The organism is Bradyrhizobium sp. USDA 4502, assembly GCF_054063355.1.
This window is the reverse complement of sequence record NZ_JBSSGF010000001.1, coordinates 6900616-6918239: the sequence shown is the minus strand read 5'-3', so window position 1 is coordinate 6918239 and position 17624 is coordinate 6900616. Positions and strand designations below refer to the sequence as shown.

The following is a 17624-nucleotide window of genomic DNA, read 5'->3' as shown; positions in this document are numbered from 1 at the left end:
AAGCCTACAGAGCTTTCAGGGGGGGCCCTTACGGCGCTGTCATCTCATCTAGGGCGCTCTCAGCGGCACCCGTGGCCAGCTTCAGAACACTCATGGGCTTCAGGCGGGTGTATTTGAGAATTATGTCTAGGGCCTGAAGCTTTGCCCTCTTGCCTGTTGGCCCCAAGGCGAGCTTGAAAGCCTCCCTAAGCACAACCTCAGCCATCCCCTCATCTGTGTCTGGCACTGGGATGTTAGATTGAGCTGTTGCTGTGGTTGCAGTTCCTGTCTCCGGAAGCAGCCCATCGGCCTTCAGGGTCTGGATTACCTTGTCGGCCTGTGCATCCGCCACAGACCACATTCTATCTGCCTCATCCCGCCTCATCCCATTGGGGATACCTGTACGGGTGAAGCGTTCAGGATCAGCTTTGCGTAGCTCCTCCCTTCTGCTGTCCCGCTCTTCCATCTTGGCCCGGTACTCAGGGTCAAGCCATTTGGCCTTCATGGCCTCTGAATGAGCCGGCGGGTGTTTAGTTTTGCCTCGTGGCAATCGAGCCATTGGGTTTCCTTTGTTCCTTCTAGCGGCGCGCTGAGGACACTGCCGCCAACGGCCGCTGAATAGATTGGGTGGCCTTAGCTGGCCCGAATGATGAACAGGAGAGACGCCGATAGAGGCCGTGTCTCAGTGTCGCCTGTGTTGGCTTGAGATGTGACGTTGAAAGTGTGGGCGTGCGCGGCGCTCTCAGCGCCAGTGGTGCCTGAGAACGAGTGGACGTGATCCATGTCGCCGCTGACGTTGATGCTGCCATCATCGCCGTTTTGCATCTGGATGCCCACGATGACGGCCGCCGTAGATGCGCGAGTTAGGCAGATGGGCTGAGAAGGCAGCGCCCGTGTTGGTGCCTGCGGTGGTGCCGGAGAAGGCGTGGCTGTGAGGCCGTCAGAATGGGCAGGGTTAGAGGGCACAAGGTCGGTAATGTGGAGAGCAGTTTCCAAGGGCATTGAGTGTGATTTCTGGAGGGCCGCTGCAAAGCGGCTTGGGTATCGATGAGTACACAGGGCCCACGAGGGCCTCAGTGCTGCTAACGTGAGGATGGGCAGGGCCATGGGCCGCTGGGCCCCCTGCTGTCCTGCGTAGGGAGGTTGGTCTGCTAACCTCTTGAATCTGTTGCACTCGGCTGAGTGCTACATTGATACGTGGGGAGGTTGGTCGGCTAAGCCGCTGATTTCACTTGGGGGCCGTGGGGTGTTTGGGGCCCACACGGTACTTCCAGCGAAGCACACCGCCCTGTTTAGCTAGGCATAGGCCCTTGGCTTTAGCCCCGACTTTTTGAAGCCGTGGGGCCCCACGAGGAGAGCTAGGGGCCCCAGGATGGCCCGGAGTCCCTTGGCTGCCGTAAGGTCGGCCTTTGCTGTAGTGTGACAGGACGTTAGTCCGGGAAGCTATTGAATCTGTTGCATCCGGCCGAATGATACACCTTGGGGCCTATGCCACCCGTGCTTGCTCACGCGCGCTCAATGATGTTTGCGATGGATTGTGCGTACCGCAGCCCTTCGCGCGCCGTGGTCGTGCATTGGGTGCGCCAGCAATCTGCCGCAGCGTGCTTGGCCAGTCTTCTGCGCTTAGCCCCTTGGATACTCCAGGGATTGCGCGGCTATGAGCTTTTACCCGAATATCAAAGACTTAACCGGATTGGCTTCATAAGTGTGTTTTGTCTGCCAGGATTCTCACATTTTCATACCAGGAGAAAAATGACAAAATGCCTGGTTCTTAAAAATAATATCCCAGGAGAGTTGACAATTGCATCCTGGCCTGGCATTTAGTTCGCATTGCTAACGCGAAAGGAACTTCAATGATTCCCTCTGACAACGGATTGCCTAAGCCTCTCGCCACCCTCGACGAAGTTCTCGATGCAGGGGACACGTCCGAAAAGCCGATGAAGGTTTTCATCGGTCACAACCTTGGTAGCCGCACGTTCCTCATGCAGATGCCCATGCATGAATTTTACAGCATGTCTGAGGTAGCCAATGATCCCGGCCGTGACGGGGATACGGTTGCCCAGCGGAAGCTTGATCCCGCCCACGCTCAGAAGCTCGCATTGTACATCTTGAAAGGGTTGGTGTCGGCAGCGATTGAACGCCGCCAGATTGCAGGGAAGCCCGTTCCCGAGGCGCTGAAGAGCGTGATGGAGCATTTGGGCCGTCAGCCCTACATGGCAATTCAGCCGCTCGTCGTGAACATCCGCGATTGCAATCCCAGGGGTGCAGACATCCGAGGCGACCGGATGCTCGACAAGCGAACTGAGGAGACTGCCGCCTTCCGAGTGTTCTTAGCGCAGCGACATGTTCTTTGGGTTGTTGACGGTCAGCATCGTCGGAAGGGCATGCAATTGGTGTTCGACTTCCTTGAGGGTGTTCGCACCTCTCGCGCTTATCCGAAGAAGGGCAATCTGGCAGGCTTCAAGGATGGCGATGCCGCGACGACGGAAGAGCTTGCGGTTTGGGAAGAGTGCTTCGAAGTGGCTCGCAGCTACTGCACGTTGTTGTTGGAGGTGCATCTCGGGCTGAACGCGGACGAAGAACGCCAGCTCTTCCACGATTTGAACCGGTTGGGAAAGAAAGTCGATACGAACCTGGCCCTGCAGTTCGACAACTCGAATCCGATCAACTTGTTCATCAAGGATAAGCTCATCGACCATGAGGCTCTCGGAATTGCCGTGTCCGAGACCGACGTTAAGGATTGGTCAGACGACAAAGGGGCGCTGCCTCGCAAGGATATGGTGGCTGTCAACGCGATCCTGTTCCTGAACAAGACCAATATCAGCAGCGCCACACCGGCTCTGGTGGATGGCAAAGAAGATACAGCCTATCGCTTCTGGACGGCCGTCCACGCCATCGATGGTTTTGGTGAGGAAGGCGCTCGCCAAAAGACCGTTGCAGCTCAGCCGGTTGTCTTGAAGGCAATTGCGAAGCTTGTGTTCGATTTTAGCTTCAGCAATCGCCGTCCTGACGACGGAGATGATTTAACCGAGAAGCTGTTGTCCAATCTGACCGATATCGACTTCAGTCACGAAAATCCGATGTGGCGATATTACGAGCTGTCGGTCGCAGAGCGTAGCAGATACGGATTGGCCACATTGGCTGCGTACCTGCCAGCGGAGGATACCGGCAACCGCGACATCGGTAGTTTCCAGGGCGGCCATATGAGGTTCGGTGCCAAGCACAATGACATCTACCCAATCCTCGGCGACATGATCAGGTGGAAGTTGGGCTTCCCGTCCCGTCACTCGAACGATCCAGTCTCGGCGGCGTCAGCGGCTGCTTAATCGAAAGAGGGCGGCGGTCTCACCGGTTTTGAGGCTGCCGCTCCTTGATAAACAGGATCGCGGTTACATCGATGGGATACACGCGGCTAATTTCAGCTCAGCAACCGCGCGCAGCGAAGCCGCCAATTTGAAGCTGCTGGATAGACCAATTCCAGCCGTAGGGGCAGAGCCGTGCGCAACCTGTTCTACAGCTTCTGTATCGCTGGGGCTGAGCCCTATCGCTCTTATCGCGATAGCCATGTTTGTAGAGTAAGGCCGCACGATACAGTTTTCAGATGCACACTCCGCTCAAGGAAGTCGGGCATTGCCCTTTGGCTTTAGCCCTCGAATTTTGAAGCCGGGGTCCCCATGAAGAGGGCCAAGGGTCCATGCCGCCACAGGGGACCCGTCGCGGGTGCGCGGCGGGCGCACGGCGGGGTCGTAGGCCCTCCAGCCCTCCAGCGCGCGATTCGACGCGCGGGCCCGTGACAGGAGCTTCAAGGATCGTTTCTGATGCTGCGGGCCGACCGCGCCTTAAGCTCGCTCTCCTTGGCATCGAGCCAGAGATTGAGCAGACCGAATATTCTCCACTTACGCCCCCCGTTCGGCGCTCCCGCCAGTCCCAAATAGATTACGTTCAATACGCAGGCAGTAATGAACCAAGCGAGGGTCCAAGGAGCGTTCACCGTTTCGGTTAGGCAGATGTAGGCAAGAAACGCCGCTGTCCCCAACGACGCCACGATCAGGAAATGCCTTAGGATGCTCATAAATCCATCATATCACGAACCGGCCTTGGAAAGGCGCGAGGCTACGATTCCCACGTCCCCTGTGGCGAACACACGGCTCGGACCCAATTCACCCTCATGGGGTCGCCTTCCTACGCGCGCTCAAGGATGTTGGCGATAGATTGCGCGTACCACCGCCCACCTCGCGCCGTAGGGACACCTCGTGCATTCAGCGCCTCAGCAATCTGCCGCAGCGTGCTTGCACCGGCCTTCTGTGCCTCACGGATAATCGGCAGGACGTTGGCCGCGTAGCGATCAGCCTCCGCCTTCACGGCTTGCACGGCGCTCTTGCGAGCCACTTGGAGCCTCGGGTTGCCCAAGGTGACACCGCGAGCCTTAGCCGCCGATAGGGCCTGCCGGGTCCGCGTGGAGATGAGCGCACGTTCCTTCTCGGCCAACGCGGCGAACAGGTGCAGCACGAAGGGGTCAACGTCCGGCCCCAACTCCGCGACCAGGAACGGCACCTTGTGGGCCATGAGCCCCGAGATGAAATGAACGTCACGGCTGAGCCGGTCCAGCTTAGCTACAGCTACGTGGCACCTGAGTTTCCGTGCGGCGGCCAAAGCAGCGTTGAGCTGCGGTCGGCGGTCCAGAGCATCGGCTCCCTTGCCGGTCTCCACCTCTACGAACTCACGTACCACCGTGAACCCCTCAGCCTGGGCGAAGTAAGCGAGCGTCTGCCGCTGCGCTTCTATGCCCAACCCTGAGCGCCCCTGTTGGGAAGTCGAAACACGGATGTAGCTGATGAGGGTGCGTTCGGTCGTCACAGGGGCCTCCATAGCCGTCTGTAAAATACCTTATCGAGCATTTAGGATTTAGACAACGAAAGTTTCGGAATCCCAGCGATTCCGTTTTGCATGGCCGTACGCTTCGGGTCCCAAAAGAAGGGGCTTGCGAACTAGAACAAAACATGAACACTTGACGGTTCGTTAGGTACCGCCGAGTCAACCTCGGAGTTATCCACATTCAAAAAGAGCGGGCGTATTGATTGGGCAGCGTTGATCTTGAGCACGCCAAGCGGTCTTTGGAATTGGAAATTGAATGCCGCCCTCCACCGTTCAGCAAAGCAAGCAGGTTACGCTCTCATGCCCTACGATGCGCGCGCAGTAGCGAACTTCCTGCTCGACTATGGGGCGTCCAAGGGGCGGGCCATCAGCATGATGTCACTGCAGAAAATCCTATTCTTTGCGCACGCTTGGTACCTAGCTGGGAACGACAAGCCCCTTGTGGGACAGCCCTTCGAAGCGTGGACATACGGACCAGTCAATCGGGTCGTGTACGATCAGTTCAAGCAGTTCAAGGACAAGCCGATAGACGCGAGGGCTAAGGTCTTGAACGTAGCGGCTGGTAGGTACGAGACGGCGCAGTGTAGCGATATGGACGACGCCACGGCTATGCTGTTGCGTGACATCTTCGATTATTACGCCACGTACCACCCGTTCAAACTATCCGACCTGACGCACGAAGAGGGCTCTCCATGGGATCAGGTGTGGAATGCTGCGACTCGGCGGGCAGTGCCCGGCATGGTAATATCGGACGACTCGATTCGTGATTGGTTTCGGCACGACCGGCAACCATTCCGAGTAGGACTTAGTCCGGATGGAAGCCATGATCAAACTGCCGACACCGGCCGTGCCGGATCTAGCTCGCCTTCGAGGCGATACAGTTAAGGAAGTCGAGGCTTCGCTCGTTGAGTACTACGAAACTCCGAGCGCACCCTTCAATTATCGCCGCAGCACGCGGGCCGTGAAATACGCCCACAGGGGTATGTGGGACATCAGCCAACTAATCCAGTCGTGCGAAGCGGAGACCAACAAGATCGGTCGCAAGGCTAACATCGATGTCGTCGCGCTCGCTGCGCCGCTCGCCTTCAATCGCTCCATGCAGGTGTTTGATCTGAGTCCCAGGAAGTTTCCGTTCGGAAGCGACCTGCAGGCTGGCTACCGCATTCCCTTCTTCTTCGTTGAGGATGGTAAGGTGCGGCTCTACTACCTGCAGCCTCGGAAAGACGCTGCCCTGACGGATGACCAACTCGGAATGGTCGCGGCAATCCACAAGCGGTACCTGCTGGATATCGAGTTCTACGGTCAGCCTGCAGACCTTGAGTACGTTGATCTGAGCGCGCCGAGTAAGGGTCTAGACCGGCGAGTACGCAGGCTCTCGCTCGATCAGCTAAACCTGTGGTCGGAGCGGCGGCTCGCTGATCGCCTCAACCTCATCACCGAAGCACTGCGCAATGTTGCCGAGCGAGAACTGGTGAGGCCGCGCCGCGCGACCATCATCCGGCCAGAGCGCGACATGCCGTTGTTCGACTAGGACGGCGTGATCACGCTTAGGCAGCCGCAGCATAGGCGTTGAAGGTGGTCACAGAAAGTGGTACTGACCGAGCAGCGGCTACGCTGATTTGTGCTGACTTTTCAATGTGAAGCCTGAGTATTCGTCGCCTCGTTCCGGGCGCGCCATTTTACGACAGGGCACGGTACCACGCCCTTCCCGCGGTGGCGCCCGCGTCACGATTGATTCCGGCGTCGTGCGGCTCGCCAGGGCGTGAGCCGCGGAATCCAGCGCGGGACATTGGCCCGGAAATCCTCGTACTCCGTTCCGAACATACGAACGAGCGCCGGCTCCTCGTACCCCACGACAAACGCGTGGAAGGCGAGCCACACCAACACACCGTACCCAAGAAGGCGCTGGTCGCCGAACAAGACCGCTTGGCCCAGAATGACGGCGACAAGGGCAACGTAAATAGGATTGCGCACATAGCGATAGAGACCCGTCACCACGAGGTTCTGCGTCGGTGCGATCGGCGCCGGCGTGCCCAATCCTTGCAGCGCAAAGCGTGCAAACGAGTCGACAAGCCCGGGTAGACCGGCGACGATCAACAGGATCCCGACGGCGCGCGTCGCGTCGAGATCGAAGAAGGGCGGCCGAAATTCCCAACGCGTAATCCACCAGGGAACGAGCCCCGCCACCGAACTGGGCGCAACCGCAAAGAAGAGGACAGAGCCCAATACCGCGATCGTTTTCGGCATGGCACCTCCTTCCCGTCCTGTCACAAGGCGGCGGCAAAATTGAACCGTTGCATCATAGCGCCACGGCGAAACACGTAGTGCCCATCTTCATCGGCCACGGCGCGCCATTCACGCAAGTTCCCATTGGTTCGGACAGCTGATGCGTGCTCGTCTTCAGTAGAACATCCTCAGACACTTCTGGATCGATTGCCTTCCACTGCACTCACAGAATCCGTGGTCGCAGGTGGAGGGCGCTGTGGGTGTCATTGGCTTCCCTCCTCAATCCTCAAGAGCCCGGTAAACCGACGCGCGGCCAATCTTGAGCGCCTTCGCGATAGCGGACGGTGCCATGCCGTCAGCTTTGAGCGCCTTCACTTTGGCGGTGGCGATGGACGGTTCGCGGCCTTGGTAGACCCCGCGTGCCTTGGCCTCCGCGATACGCTCAAGCTGCCGCTCTCTGTGGAGGTTGGTCTCGAACTCGGTGAACACACCGAGCATGTCCAGGAAGCACTTGCCCGCTGCTGTGCTGGTGTCGATGGGTTGCTCTGTATAGCCCCTCAGGGATGCACCACGCGCCTTCACGGTGCGCACAATGTCCTGCGGGCGGGCGCGGGGTTCGCTTCAGCGGGCTATCGCCGCACCGGATCGGAGACCGGCCCGGAAAAATGCGCCCGCGCGGGCCAGAATCGGGCCGAAGACGAGGGCCGCCCCGTAAAAACCCTGCTTGCCCCCGCCGGAGCGTTGAGAAAAAATAAGCTTTTTTAGCTTATAGGCACAGAAATGTTTTTATTCTTATTGTCTGTCCTTTTGAACCGGCGAGTCATCCCTCATGCAGAGTGACATCGCAAACGCCGTATTTTATGCGGCCGTGTTTCTGGGCATCGTCTACACCAGTCGCATCCTGGAAAAAAGATGGCCGATTGCGGACGTTCCCTACGCCGAGTTTCGCGATGATTGGCTCGCGGTGATCGTGAGCCTCGGGTTGTCGTCCATGCTCGCTCCGATCGCGGCGATCACCGCGGGCAAAATTGCGAGCTATACCGGTCTCGGTTGGATCAAGCTGCCGACCGACGGTTACTGGTGGTACGTCTCACTCGCAATCATCGTGGTTGCATTCGATCTCTACAAGTACACGTACCATCGCCTTCAACATGCGATCCCCTTTCTGTGGGCGATGCACTCCTTCCATCACAGCGCGAACGGCGTCACGTTCATTACCGGCGGCCGGCATTTCTGGCTGGAGCGGGTGTTGTCCGACGCCTTTCTTCCGATCATGGCGATCCTGTTCCGCATCCCGCCGGACATGGTGATCGCGGTGGGATTTATCTTCTTCATGCCCGATGCGTGTGCCCATCTCAACGTCCGCATTCCGCTCGGTCGGTATGTGACATGGATCAACAATCCGCAATGGCACCGGATCCATCATTCGGTCCTTCCCGAGCACAGGGACAAAAACTTCGCTGCCTGCTTTCCGTTTCTCGACATTCTGTTCGGCACGGCCTGGATACCGAAGCCGGGCGAATATCCTGCAACGGGCCTCGTGCCGGCTGAGCGCGTGGACATCATCAACAGTGTGATCTGGCCAATCCGGCATCTTCGGCATTACTGGCATCGGGAGTCTCGGAATGAATTGGGTTAAGGGTCTTTTGGTGCTCCTCGCTCTGCTGCTGGGTTACGCCGACCTTGAGTCGACGAATGTGATCCTGAGTCTCGGATTGGGTGAGTTGAACCCGTTCATGCATCTGGCGCAGACGTGGTTCGGTGTCTGGTGGCTGGTGCCCAAGCTTGGCTTGACGTTCGTGGTCACGTGGCTGCTTTGGCGGAGCAACAACGTTTACAACATCGCTCTCGTCGTCGCGTTCTGCTCCACGCCTGTCCTGAACAATCTCGTCATCATCGCGGGCACGAACTGAATCAATCCCTTCGCCGGTTGCCGCAACCGGCGACGTCAGGAGGATCAGCGATGTCGGACAGGTTCGTTGTCGCCTGCATGGTCTGCTGTGCCCTGATCCTGGGTGCTCCGGGGGCGACCGTGCACGCGCAGACGCCGTCGAACTGCAAGGAGCCGCAGACCGGCACCAGCCGCGTCCCGATGCTGTCGCCGCCGCTGGCCAATGTGGTGACGGGCACGGGTCGGCTGCAATTCTACTCGGCGCCCAATCTGCACTGTCCGATCCGCGGCGTGTTCGTCATTCCGAATGACGCGCTGATCGCGTATGCGCAAACCAGGGATGGCTGGTCGTCGGTGATGTACCTCAATCCGGGGACGGGCAACGACGTCTCGGGTTGGGTGAGGTCGGCGAGGCTGAAGGTGACCGGAACCGTCGGACCGAAGTAGCACGCCATCAGGATCGCGGCAGGCGGCTTCCCGCACCGCACCTGACGCTTCAACCAAAATCGCATCGCGCTTCAGGGCGTCAATGGATCGCCGCGTACATGATCTTCTCCTCGGTGGCTTCGAGCGCGGAGAATTCCTCCACCACCTTGCCCTGGCGCGAGACCAGGATGCGGTCGGATAGCGCCATGATCTCGGGCAGATAGGACGAGATCACCACCACCGCCTTGCCTTCGTCGGCGAGCTGGTTGATCAGCTCGTGGATCTCGACGATGGCGCCGACGTCGACACCACGGGTCGGTTCGTCGAAGATGATCAGCTCGGGCTCCTGCACCAGCGATTTGGCGATCACCACCTTCTGCTGGTTGCCGCCTGACAGCTCGACCACCTTGGCCTCGTCGCCGATGGCGCGAACCTTCAAACGCTGGGTCCAGGTCTTGCCGACCGAATTGGTCTCGCGCCGCGACAACATCATGCGGCCCCCGGGAAACTTCGAAAGCAGGCCGAGATAGATGTTGCGGGCGATCGAGGCGGTTTCGAAGAAGCCCTCGACCTTGCGATCCTCGGTCACATAGGCGATGCCGGCCTTGACCGCCGGCGCCGGAACCCGGTAGCGCACCGGCTTGTCGTGCAGCATGATTTCGCCGCCGTGGAAGAAGTCGCGCTTCAACACGCCGGAGACGATCTTGAAGGTCTCGGTGCGGCCCGCGCCGACCAGGCCGAACACGCCGGTGATCTGCCCGGCGAACACCGACAGCGAATTGTTCTTCACCATCGGCGCCATCTTGAGGTTCTGCACCGTGAGCACGCGCGCGCCGGCCGGCCGGACGCTGGTCTTCCGCGCGCCATACAGCGTGTTGGAGAGGTCGCGCCCGACCATCGCCTGCACGATCGCCGCCCGGTCGAATTTCGCCGCGTCGTCGGTGATGACATGCTTGCCGTCGCGCAGCACGGTGATGCGGTCGGCGAGCAGTAGCGCCTCTTCCAGCGCGTGCGAGATGAAGATGATCGAGACGCCGCGCTTCTTGAGGTCACGGACCAGGTCGAAGAAGTATTTCTTCTCTTCCGGCGTCAGCGACGCGGTCGGCTCGTCGAAGATGATGACCTTGGCCTTGTGCAGAACCGCACGCGCGATCTCCACCATCTGCTTCTTGGCGGCGCCGAGCCCGCTCACGGTGGCGGTCGGCGTCACGTCGAAATTCAGCGATTGCAGGAACTGCTGGGCGGCGATGTAGATGCCGCGCAGCCGGTTGTAGAATTTCTCCTGCCCGAGGAACAGGTTTTGCGCGACCGTCATGGTCGGCACCAGGCTGTTCTCCTGGAACACCATGGCGATGCCGAGATTGCGCGCCTCCAGAGGCGTCCGCGGCGCGACCTCCGCGCCATCGACACTCATGCCGCCCGAGGTCAATGTCACGACGCCGGCCATCACCTTGGTCAGCGTCGACTTGCCGGCGCCGTTCTCGCCGACCAGCGCGTGAATCTCGCCGCGGCGCAGATCGAAATCGACGCCCTCGATGGCGGGCACGCCGGCGTAGAGCTTGGTGGCCTTGCGCAGGGACAACACGGTGTCGCTCATGAGCCTGTCTCCTCGGCGAGCCCGGCGAGGGGCAGTTTCAGCACGCGGCTCGGTCCCTTGGCGATCAGCACAAGATCGCCGCCCAGCTCGAGCGCGGCGACGACGCCGTGATTGACGCCGTCGACCCGGCTGTGCAGCGAATACAGCGGCTTGCCGTCCTCGCTCAGCCGGATGACGAGGCCATAGGAGCGCGGCGGCGCCCACGGCTTGATGACGCCCATCGTCTTGATGTGGGCGCCCTGCATCGGTTCCTTGAACGAGAACCCCGAGCGCAGCCGCGGCGTCACCCAATAGGCCGGGTCGATCTCGGCCATCATGCGGCGCCGGTAGGCCGGCTCGCGCAGCACGAACTCGATCAGCTGGGTGCGTGCGGTGAATGCGGTGAGCCAATAGCCGCCGCCCGCGGCCTTCGACAGCCGCGACGGATAGACGGGTAAATGGCCGAGCACGACCTGCAGCGGCCGTCCGTTCGAGACGAGGACGAGGCGATGCCGCCAGCTCTCGCTGACCAGCACGCCGTCGCCGCGTGCGCAGGCGCCGAAGGCGTAGCCGAGCTTCGAGGCCAGCGGCTGCGCCGATTTGTTCTTGGGGTCGAGCCGGAACACGCGGCCGCTCCGGTTGAGCTCCATCAGGTCGCGCGCCCAATCATCGATGCCGCAGGTCGCCGAGCCGTCGGTTGCGATCAGGGTGCCGTCGCCGGCCTGCGTCAGCGCGTTGATCGCGTTGAAGGCGGCGTCGTTGAACGTCACGCTCGGCTCGCCCGACGAGGGATCGGCGTAGAGCCGCACCTCGCGGCCGCCGAGCGCGACCGCGATGCCGCCGCCGGTGAGCGCGCAGAGCGCCGAAATCGGCTGCTCGAAGCTGCGCAGCTCGGCCGCGCCGCCGCCGTCGAGGCGCAGCAGGCGCCGGCCGTCGGCGACATAGAGGTTGCGGCCGTCGGTTGCGAGATCCTCTAGCGCCTCGCATTCCAGCAAGGTCGTCGCCGCCTCCAGTTTTTGATTCGGCTTGAGCGCGCCGTCGAACGACGGCACGGTGATGGTGGCCTCGCCACGGCCGAGAAAGCGGTTGGCGAATTCCCTGACGGCCGCGATCACGACAGCTTCCCCCAGCGCTTGTCATACTGCACGAAGTTCGGGTCGGCGTTCTCCAGCTTGTAGCGGCCGATCCGGTTGTTCATGATGCCGCCGAGATAGAGATAACCGCGATGCTCACGCATCGAGGTGATCATCGGATGGTTCTCGCCGCGCAGGTCCCAGAACGATTCGAGGATCTTGCCCTGCTCGTTGAACTTGACGACGCAGCCGGTGTTGATGTTCGGGAACAACCATTCATCGACCGGGACGCGCTTGGCCATGCGGCGGCGGAAGCCCGGCATCTTCCAGGCAAGGTCGAGCGAGGGACTGCGCATGCCGACCAGCGCCAGCCAGTAATTGCCGTCGGAGGCGAGATTGATGTTGTCGGGGTAACCCGGCAGATTGTCCATCACCACCTCGACCTGACCCTTCTTCGGCCCCGCGAACCACAGCCGCTTGATCGAGCAGCCGAAGGTCTCGGCAAACAGGATCGACTGGCCGTCGCTGGCGACGCAGATGCCGTTGGGGAATTTGAGGCCGCGCAGCGCCGTATGCGTGGCGCCGGTCTTGGTGTCGTAGCAGATGATGCGGCCGTTGCCGCGCGCCTCGAGGCCGTCGATCGGCCATTCGTCCATCTCGTAGCGCACGGTGGCTTCCGAGAAGAAGATCAGGCCGTCGTCGGTGATGTCGAGGTCGTCGGCCAGCCGCAGGCGGCTGTCGTCGTTCACCGAATGCATGCTGCGGTTGGTCTCGTCGGTCGCCTTCTCCACGGTGCCGTCGGGCGTGATGCGGTAAAGGCCCATGCCGCCGATGCAGACATAGAGATTGTCCTGCCGGTCGAACGCCATGCCGAGCGGCTGACCGCCGATATGGGCGAACACCTCCATCCGCTGATAATCGGGCGCATGGAAGCGGATGATGTCGCCGTGGCGCGAGCCGGCGTAGAGATTGTTGTTGCGATCGAGGATCACGTCCTCCGGCGCCTCGATGCGGCCGAGGCCGATCAGTTCGACGTCGCGCAGCTTGTCGTTCTGCTCGAACGGGCCGCCCTGGCCGATCTCGGTGGCCGGCGGCGGCGGCAGCGCATGATAGGTCGGCGCGACATAGACCTTGCTGATGATGCGGGTGCGGTTCTTCTGCCAGCGGATGTCGACCATCGCCGCAACCAGCAGGATGCCCGCCAGCGCCATGCGGTTGATGCCGCCACGCGCATTGAGCGTGGTCAGGCCGTTGGTGATCAAGAGCACGATCAGCACGCCGACCAGCGATTTTGCGACCGAGCCCTTGCCGCCGCCGAGCGTGATGCCGCCCAGCACGGTCGCGGTCAGCACGATCACCTCGAGGCCGACGCCGATATCGCCGCCGACGGTGCCGAGCCGGGCCGCGAAGAACAGCGCGGCGATGCTGGTCAGCACGCCGCTTGCGACATAGCAGAGCGCGATGGTGCGGCGGACCGGAATGCCGGAGTTGTAGGCGGAACGGCGCGAGCCGCCGATCGCGGTGATGTGCCAGCCCGGGCGCAGCCGTGTCATGAAGATATGGCCGAAGATCGCGATCGCGATGTAGACCAAGGCGACGCTTGGAATGCCGAACACGTCGCCACCGCCGATGAAATTCCAGGACGGGATGTCGGGGAAGGCCGCGGCGATCGAATTGGAATAGCGCTGGATCAAGAGATCGAACGCCGAGCGGTAGATGATCAGGGTGATCAGCGTGGTGATGAAGGCGCGTAGCCGCAAGTAGCCGATCAGGACGCCGTTGACGGCGCCGAGCAGTGCACCGCAGGCGAGGGTGGCGACCACTACCGCGGGAACCGGCCAGTTCAGCACGTCGAGCAGATAGAGCGCGCAGAAATCCGTCAGCGCGAAGATCGAGCCGACCGACAGATCGATGCCGCCGACAATGACGACCAGCGCCATGCCGAGGCCGATGAAGCCGATCTCGCCGGCCTGCCGCGCGGTGTCGGCAAGGCTCGACGGCGACAGGAAGTGATCGATGGAACGGCTGAGCGCGAAGCCGACGATCAAAAGCAGGATCACCGGTATTGCGGTCTCGGTCCAACGCTTGGACAGGATCTCGCCGAGGAGATGATCCGGCCAGTAGCGGTAACGCAGGCTCGTCAGGGTGTCGCGCATCGGCATTCCAGCAAGGCGTTCGATTTGGGAAGATCGACGTCCCGGGCGGGGCCGCCCGGGACGTCGAGCGGGAATGGTTCGACTATTTTTTCAGGTCACTGAGATTCCAGCACGCCGTCTGGCTGTCCGCGTTCTCCTTGGTGATCGGAATCAGCGTCGTGTATTCCGAACCCTTGATCGAGCCGGCCTTGGCGCCCGACGACAGCAGCCATTTGATCGTGCCGGCCATCTGCGCGGCCTGGGTCGGCACGTCGTAGCTCATGTTGAGATCGAACGCGCCGGACTTCACCAGTTCGCAGGCGCCCTTGCGCTCGCCGCCGCCGGAGGTCGCAACGAATACCTTGCCGGTCAGGCCGGCTTCCTTCACCGCGGCGGCGGTGCCGATGTCCATACCGTCCCAGAAGCCGACGATGCCGCAAAGATCAGGATTCTGCTTCAGCACCGTTTGGGTGATCGCCTTGGCCTTCGCGGCATCCCAGTCGGCCGCCTGGCTCGAGACCACCTTGATCTCCGGATGCTTGGCGAGCACGTTCTCGACGCCCTTGAGCGTGTAGGCGCTGGCGGCCGCCGAGAGCGCGCCCTGCACGATCGCGATCTTGTTCGACTTGCCCTGGCAGGCCTTCACCACGGCTTCGGTGTCGCGCTCGCCGATCTCGATCCAGTTGGCGCCGACAAAGGCCGACGAGCGATAGGCCGATCCCATGTTGATCTGGATGACGTAGATGCCTTCGTTCTCGGCGCGCTGCAGCAACTTGGCGTAGGTCTGCACGTCCGGATTGTGGATCACCATCACGGCGGGCTTCTCCGAGATCAGCGAGGTCACTGCCTGCGCGCCGGCATTGGTGTTCCAGTTGGGATCGCGGATCTCGAACTTCACGCCGAAGGGCTCGAGCTCCTTCTTCATGCCGGCGTACCAGCCTTCGGTGAGGTCGAAGTTCATGGCGACCGGAACGTAGGCCACCGTCTTGCCGGCGAGGGCTTCCCTGAACGGCTTCTGGAACGGCTCGTCCAGGCCCTGCTGGGCCAGAGCCGGGGCGGCGATGGCGGCAAGCCCAAGCGCCGCGGCGATCACCTTTGCAGTCCTGACAGCGTATTTCATTGCTTCCTCCTTGGTCGTGATTGAATGTTCTTGTGGCTTGGTTCAGATGTCGCCCTGCTGTGCCGTTTCTTCGTTGCGCGGATTCAGGAATGAATCCGTGATGACGGCGAGCAGCAGGACGACACCCTTGACGAGATTTTGTCCGGCGTAGGAAATGTCCATGATGGTCATGCCGTTCAGCATGGTGCCGATCAGCAGCGTGCCGATGATGACGTTGAGCACGCCGCCGCGGCCGCCCGACAGGCCGATGCCGCCGAGCACGACGACGAGGATGACGTCGTAGATCAGGGTCGAATTGAAGATGCGGGTCGGCATCGAGTTGACCGATGCCGCCATCACGAGGCCCGCGAAGCAGCCGATCAGCGCCGCGACGACGTATTGCAGCACGATGATCGGGCGCGAGGGGATGCCGGTGACGCGGGCGGCGTAGGGATTATCGCCGATCGCGTAGATATAGGCGCCCCAGCGCGTCTGGCGCAGCAGGAACGCGACCACGACGCAGGCGATCGCGAACATCACGATCGAGGTCGGAATGCCGAGGATGGTGCCTTGTCCGAGTCGCTCGAAGCCCTTCATGCCGTCGCTCCACTGCACGACGTCGAGCTGAAACAGCGCGGCCTGCCCGAGGCCGGCGAGCAGCAGGCCGGTCGCCAGCGTCGCAAACAGCGAAGGGACCTCGGCATAGGCGATCAGCCAGCCATTGACCAGGCCGAACGCGATCGTGAGCAGCACGGCCGTCACCAGCGCGGTCGGCAGCGAGTGGCCGTTCTGCACCATCTGCAGCACGAGCCCCGGCGGCACCGCGAGCGCTGCGATCAGGGAGATGTCGATGCCGCGCCCGATCACGACGATCGCCATCGCAAGCCCGAGGATGCCGAGCACCGCGACGTTCTGCAGCAGCGTCAGCATGTTCTCCGGCGTCAGGAAGCCGCGCAGGAAGATCGAGAACGCCAGGAACAGCACGGCAAAGACGGCGAAGACGATCTCCTGTTGATTGAACCGCAATCGCTTCATTGCCTCGTCCTTCCTGCGGCTATGGGTGCGCCGTCTGCCTGGATCTCGTGCGGGAGCCGGTCGCGACGCGGCCGGGCCGCGTCCTGGCTGCGACCGCAGCGTCGACGAATGCGCCGACGGTGTTGATGTAGGCCTCGATCGAGGTGCCGCGTCTGCGGTACTTGGCGCGTTTGACGTACCAGTCCTGCAGCAGCGGTTTGATCAGCGAGGCCGTCAGCGTGACCTGGTCGATCGCGAAGACACCGCTGGCGACGCCCTGCTTGAGGACGCCGGCGATGATCTTCTCGGTCATCACCTCCATCTCGATGGCGCGCTGGCGCTCCGCCGGAGGAAACGATTTCGCTTCCATGAAGCAGAACACGAACCAGGGCTGCATCGCCTCGCTCATCCGGACATGGGTCGCGATGATCCAGTGCAGATGCTTGCGCGCATCATGCTTCACGTCCGCGGGCGGCGAGTTCAGGACCTCCGCCACCGTTTCGGCGACCTCGCCGAGGATCATCGACAGCAGCGTCGGCTTGCTGTCGAAATACGTATAAAGGCCGCCCATGCTGAGGCCGGAGGCCTCCGCGAGCTGGCGCAGCGTGGTGGCGTGAAAGCCGTGCTTGTTGGAAAGCGTGAGCGTGGCGCCGATGATGCGCGTGAGATTCGGAACGGCGAGATGGGTTTTCTGGACCCGGATGGAATCCCGATGACGTTCGAGGATGCGTGCGCAAAGCACGTCCATCGCGAACGCATTCGCCGTCCCCGGTCGCTGACGCGCGAGACCCACGTTGCCTCCCTGGCTATGCTCCCGGACCATTTCATTTTGTTGCTGGTCCGGGCTGGGGCTTTACGCCCTTGCGTAATTCCTAGCCCACGAAATGGCGCCCGGAAAAGGGGGATGATGAAATTTTCTGAGAGAGCGCTCGCTCGTTTTTTGGTCCGCAGCCGTGTTGCCCGGCCTGGGCGCGTCGTCGTTCCGGCCATCGTCGGGAACTTTTCGCGCTGAAAGCACAGCACAAATTCCAGGTAGTCTGGTCGGCCAGCACGCCGGTTAGACGGGCGTCACATTCCGATGATGGGCGTGTGGGAAGCTCAAGAGCGCAACGGCTTGCTGATTCGATGCGAAAATCTCACGTGACGTGCCCCCATTGCCAGGCCGGCTATCGCCGGATCGAACTGACGTCGAAAGGCGGCGCCGCGGGTGAGTTTCGCTGCCTGGTGTGCGACCACATCATCGAGCTGATGGATGGTTCGACCGACGTCGCCTTTCGGCTGACCGTGCAGCCGGGCAAGACGTCCTACGCCTACTAGCGTTTTCGGTTCG

The 17624-nt window shown here is 61.5% G+C and carries 16 protein-coding genes and 1 pseudogene; 7 read left to right on the top strand and 10 right to left on the bottom strand.

Translation table 11 applies throughout. The features are described 5' to 3' along the window. Positions 1–28: 28 nt before the first annotated feature. Complete coding sequence (locus ACVW1B_RS32320; protein ID WP_456822725.1) at positions 29–484, bottom strand: hypothetical protein; 456 nt, start codon at positions 482–484, stop codon at positions 29–31. A gap of 1348 nt (positions 485–1832) precedes the next feature. On the opposite strand from ACVW1B_RS32320, the gene ACVW1B_RS32315 reads away from it, so the two are divergent. Further along, the gene (locus ACVW1B_RS32315; protein ID WP_456822724.1) at positions 1833–3305 is read left to right on the top strand and encodes a DNA sulfur modification protein DndB; all 1473 of its coding nucleotides are present in this window, start codon (positions 1833–1835) and stop codon (positions 3303–3305) included. An 856-nt stretch (positions 3306–4161) separates the two neighbouring features. Here ACVW1B_RS32315 and ACVW1B_RS32310 read toward each other — a convergent pair. Next, positions 4162–4848 (bottom strand): recombinase family protein, encoded by a 687-nt coding sequence (locus ACVW1B_RS32310; RefSeq protein ID WP_456822723.1) that lies wholly within the window; start codon positions 4846–4848, stop codon positions 4162–4164. A 306-nt stretch (positions 4849–5154) separates the two neighbouring features. On the opposite strand from ACVW1B_RS32310, the gene ACVW1B_RS32305 reads away from it, so the two are divergent. Next, entirely contained in the window at positions 5155–5739 is a 585-nt protein-coding gene (locus ACVW1B_RS32305; RefSeq protein ID WP_456822722.1) for a Panacea domain-containing protein, read from the top strand. Continuing rightward, positions 5678–6385 carry a hypothetical protein gene (locus tag ACVW1B_RS32300; protein ID WP_456822721.1) on the top strand — a complete coding sequence of 236 codons (708 nt, stop codon included), beginning with the start codon at positions 5678–5680 and terminating at the stop codon, positions 6383–6385. Before ACVW1B_RS32305 ends, ACVW1B_RS32300 begins: the two co-directional genes overlap by 62 nt. A 194-nt stretch (positions 6386–6579) precedes the next feature. Here ACVW1B_RS32300 and ACVW1B_RS32295 read toward each other — a convergent pair whose 3' ends face one another. Both ACVW1B_RS32295 and ACVW1B_RS32290 read right to left on the bottom strand, forming a co-directional pair. Further along, entirely contained in the window at positions 6580–7101 is a 522-nt protein-coding gene (locus ACVW1B_RS32295; protein ID WP_253606275.1) for a methyltransferase family protein, read from the bottom strand. A gap of 258 nt (positions 7102–7359) precedes the next feature. Beyond that, positions 7360–7680, bottom strand: a pseudogene (locus ACVW1B_RS32290) (recombinase family protein); the annotation flags it as partial. Between the two features lie 229 nt (positions 7681–7909). Between ACVW1B_RS32290 and ACVW1B_RS32285 the strand changes: the two are divergent. The 3 genes from ACVW1B_RS32285 to ACVW1B_RS32275 are packed head-to-tail and all read left to right on the top strand — an operon-like array spanning position 7910 to position 9418. Beyond that, positions 7910–8719, top strand: a complete 810-nt coding sequence (locus ACVW1B_RS32285; RefSeq protein WP_225161513.1) for a sterol desaturase family protein — start codon at positions 7910–7912, stop codon at positions 8717–8719. Further along, positions 8706–8993, top strand: coding sequence for a DUF5658 family protein (locus tag ACVW1B_RS32280; protein ID WP_225161514.1), 288 nt, complete (start codon positions 8706–8708; stop codon positions 8991–8993). The genes ACVW1B_RS32285 and ACVW1B_RS32280 overlap by 14 nt, the downstream gene beginning before the upstream one ends. Positions 8994–9043: 50 nt before the next feature. Further along, positions 9044–9418, top strand: coding sequence for a hypothetical protein (locus ACVW1B_RS32275; RefSeq protein ID WP_057018949.1), 375 nt, complete (start codon positions 9044–9046; stop codon positions 9416–9418). Between the two features lie 79 nt (positions 9419–9497). On the opposite strand, the gene ACVW1B_RS32270 is transcribed toward ACVW1B_RS32275, so the two are convergent. From ACVW1B_RS32270 to ACVW1B_RS32245, 6 genes are all read right to left on the bottom strand, one after another. Then, a complete protein-coding gene (locus ACVW1B_RS32270; RefSeq protein ID WP_212054233.1) occupies positions 9498–10994 on the bottom strand; it encodes a sugar ABC transporter ATP-binding protein in 1497 nt (498 codons plus the stop codon). After that, a complete protein-coding gene (locus tag ACVW1B_RS32265; RefSeq protein ID WP_456822720.1) occupies positions 10991–12088 on the bottom strand; it encodes a hypothetical protein in 1098 nt (365 codons plus the stop codon). Before ACVW1B_RS32265 ends, ACVW1B_RS32270 begins: the two co-directional genes overlap by 4 nt. Beyond that, positions 12085–14208 carry an ABC transporter permease gene (locus ACVW1B_RS32260; protein WP_253606279.1) on the bottom strand — a complete coding sequence of 708 codons (2124 nt, stop codon included), beginning with the start codon at positions 14206–14208 and terminating at the stop codon, positions 12085–12087. Before ACVW1B_RS32260 ends, ACVW1B_RS32265 begins: the two co-directional genes overlap by 4 nt. Positions 14209–14284: 76 nt before the next feature. Continuing rightward, entirely contained in the window at positions 14285–15301 is a 1017-nt protein-coding gene (locus ACVW1B_RS32255) for a sugar ABC transporter substrate-binding protein (RefSeq protein ID WP_028340412.1), read from the bottom strand. A 42-nt stretch (positions 15302–15343) separates the two neighbouring features. Next, a complete protein-coding gene (locus tag ACVW1B_RS32250) occupies positions 15344–16315 on the bottom strand; it encodes an ABC transporter permease (RefSeq protein WP_253588656.1) in 972 nt (323 codons plus the stop codon). Between the two features lie 19 nt (positions 16316–16334). After that, positions 16335–17042: a TetR/AcrR family transcriptional regulator gene (locus tag ACVW1B_RS32245; RefSeq protein WP_253609865.1), complete on the bottom strand. Its 708-nt coding sequence runs from the start codon at positions 17040–17042 to the stop codon at positions 16335–16337. A gap of 392 nt (positions 17043–17434) precedes the next feature. Here ACVW1B_RS32245 and ACVW1B_RS32240 point away from each other — a divergent pair, with 392 nt between their 5' ends. Then, positions 17435–17611 carry an MJ0042-type zinc finger domain-containing protein gene (locus tag ACVW1B_RS32240; protein ID WP_253606281.1) on the top strand — a complete coding sequence of 59 codons (177 nt, stop codon included), beginning with the start codon at positions 17435–17437 and terminating at the stop codon, positions 17609–17611. The last annotated feature ends 13 nt before the right edge of the window (positions 17612–17624 follow it).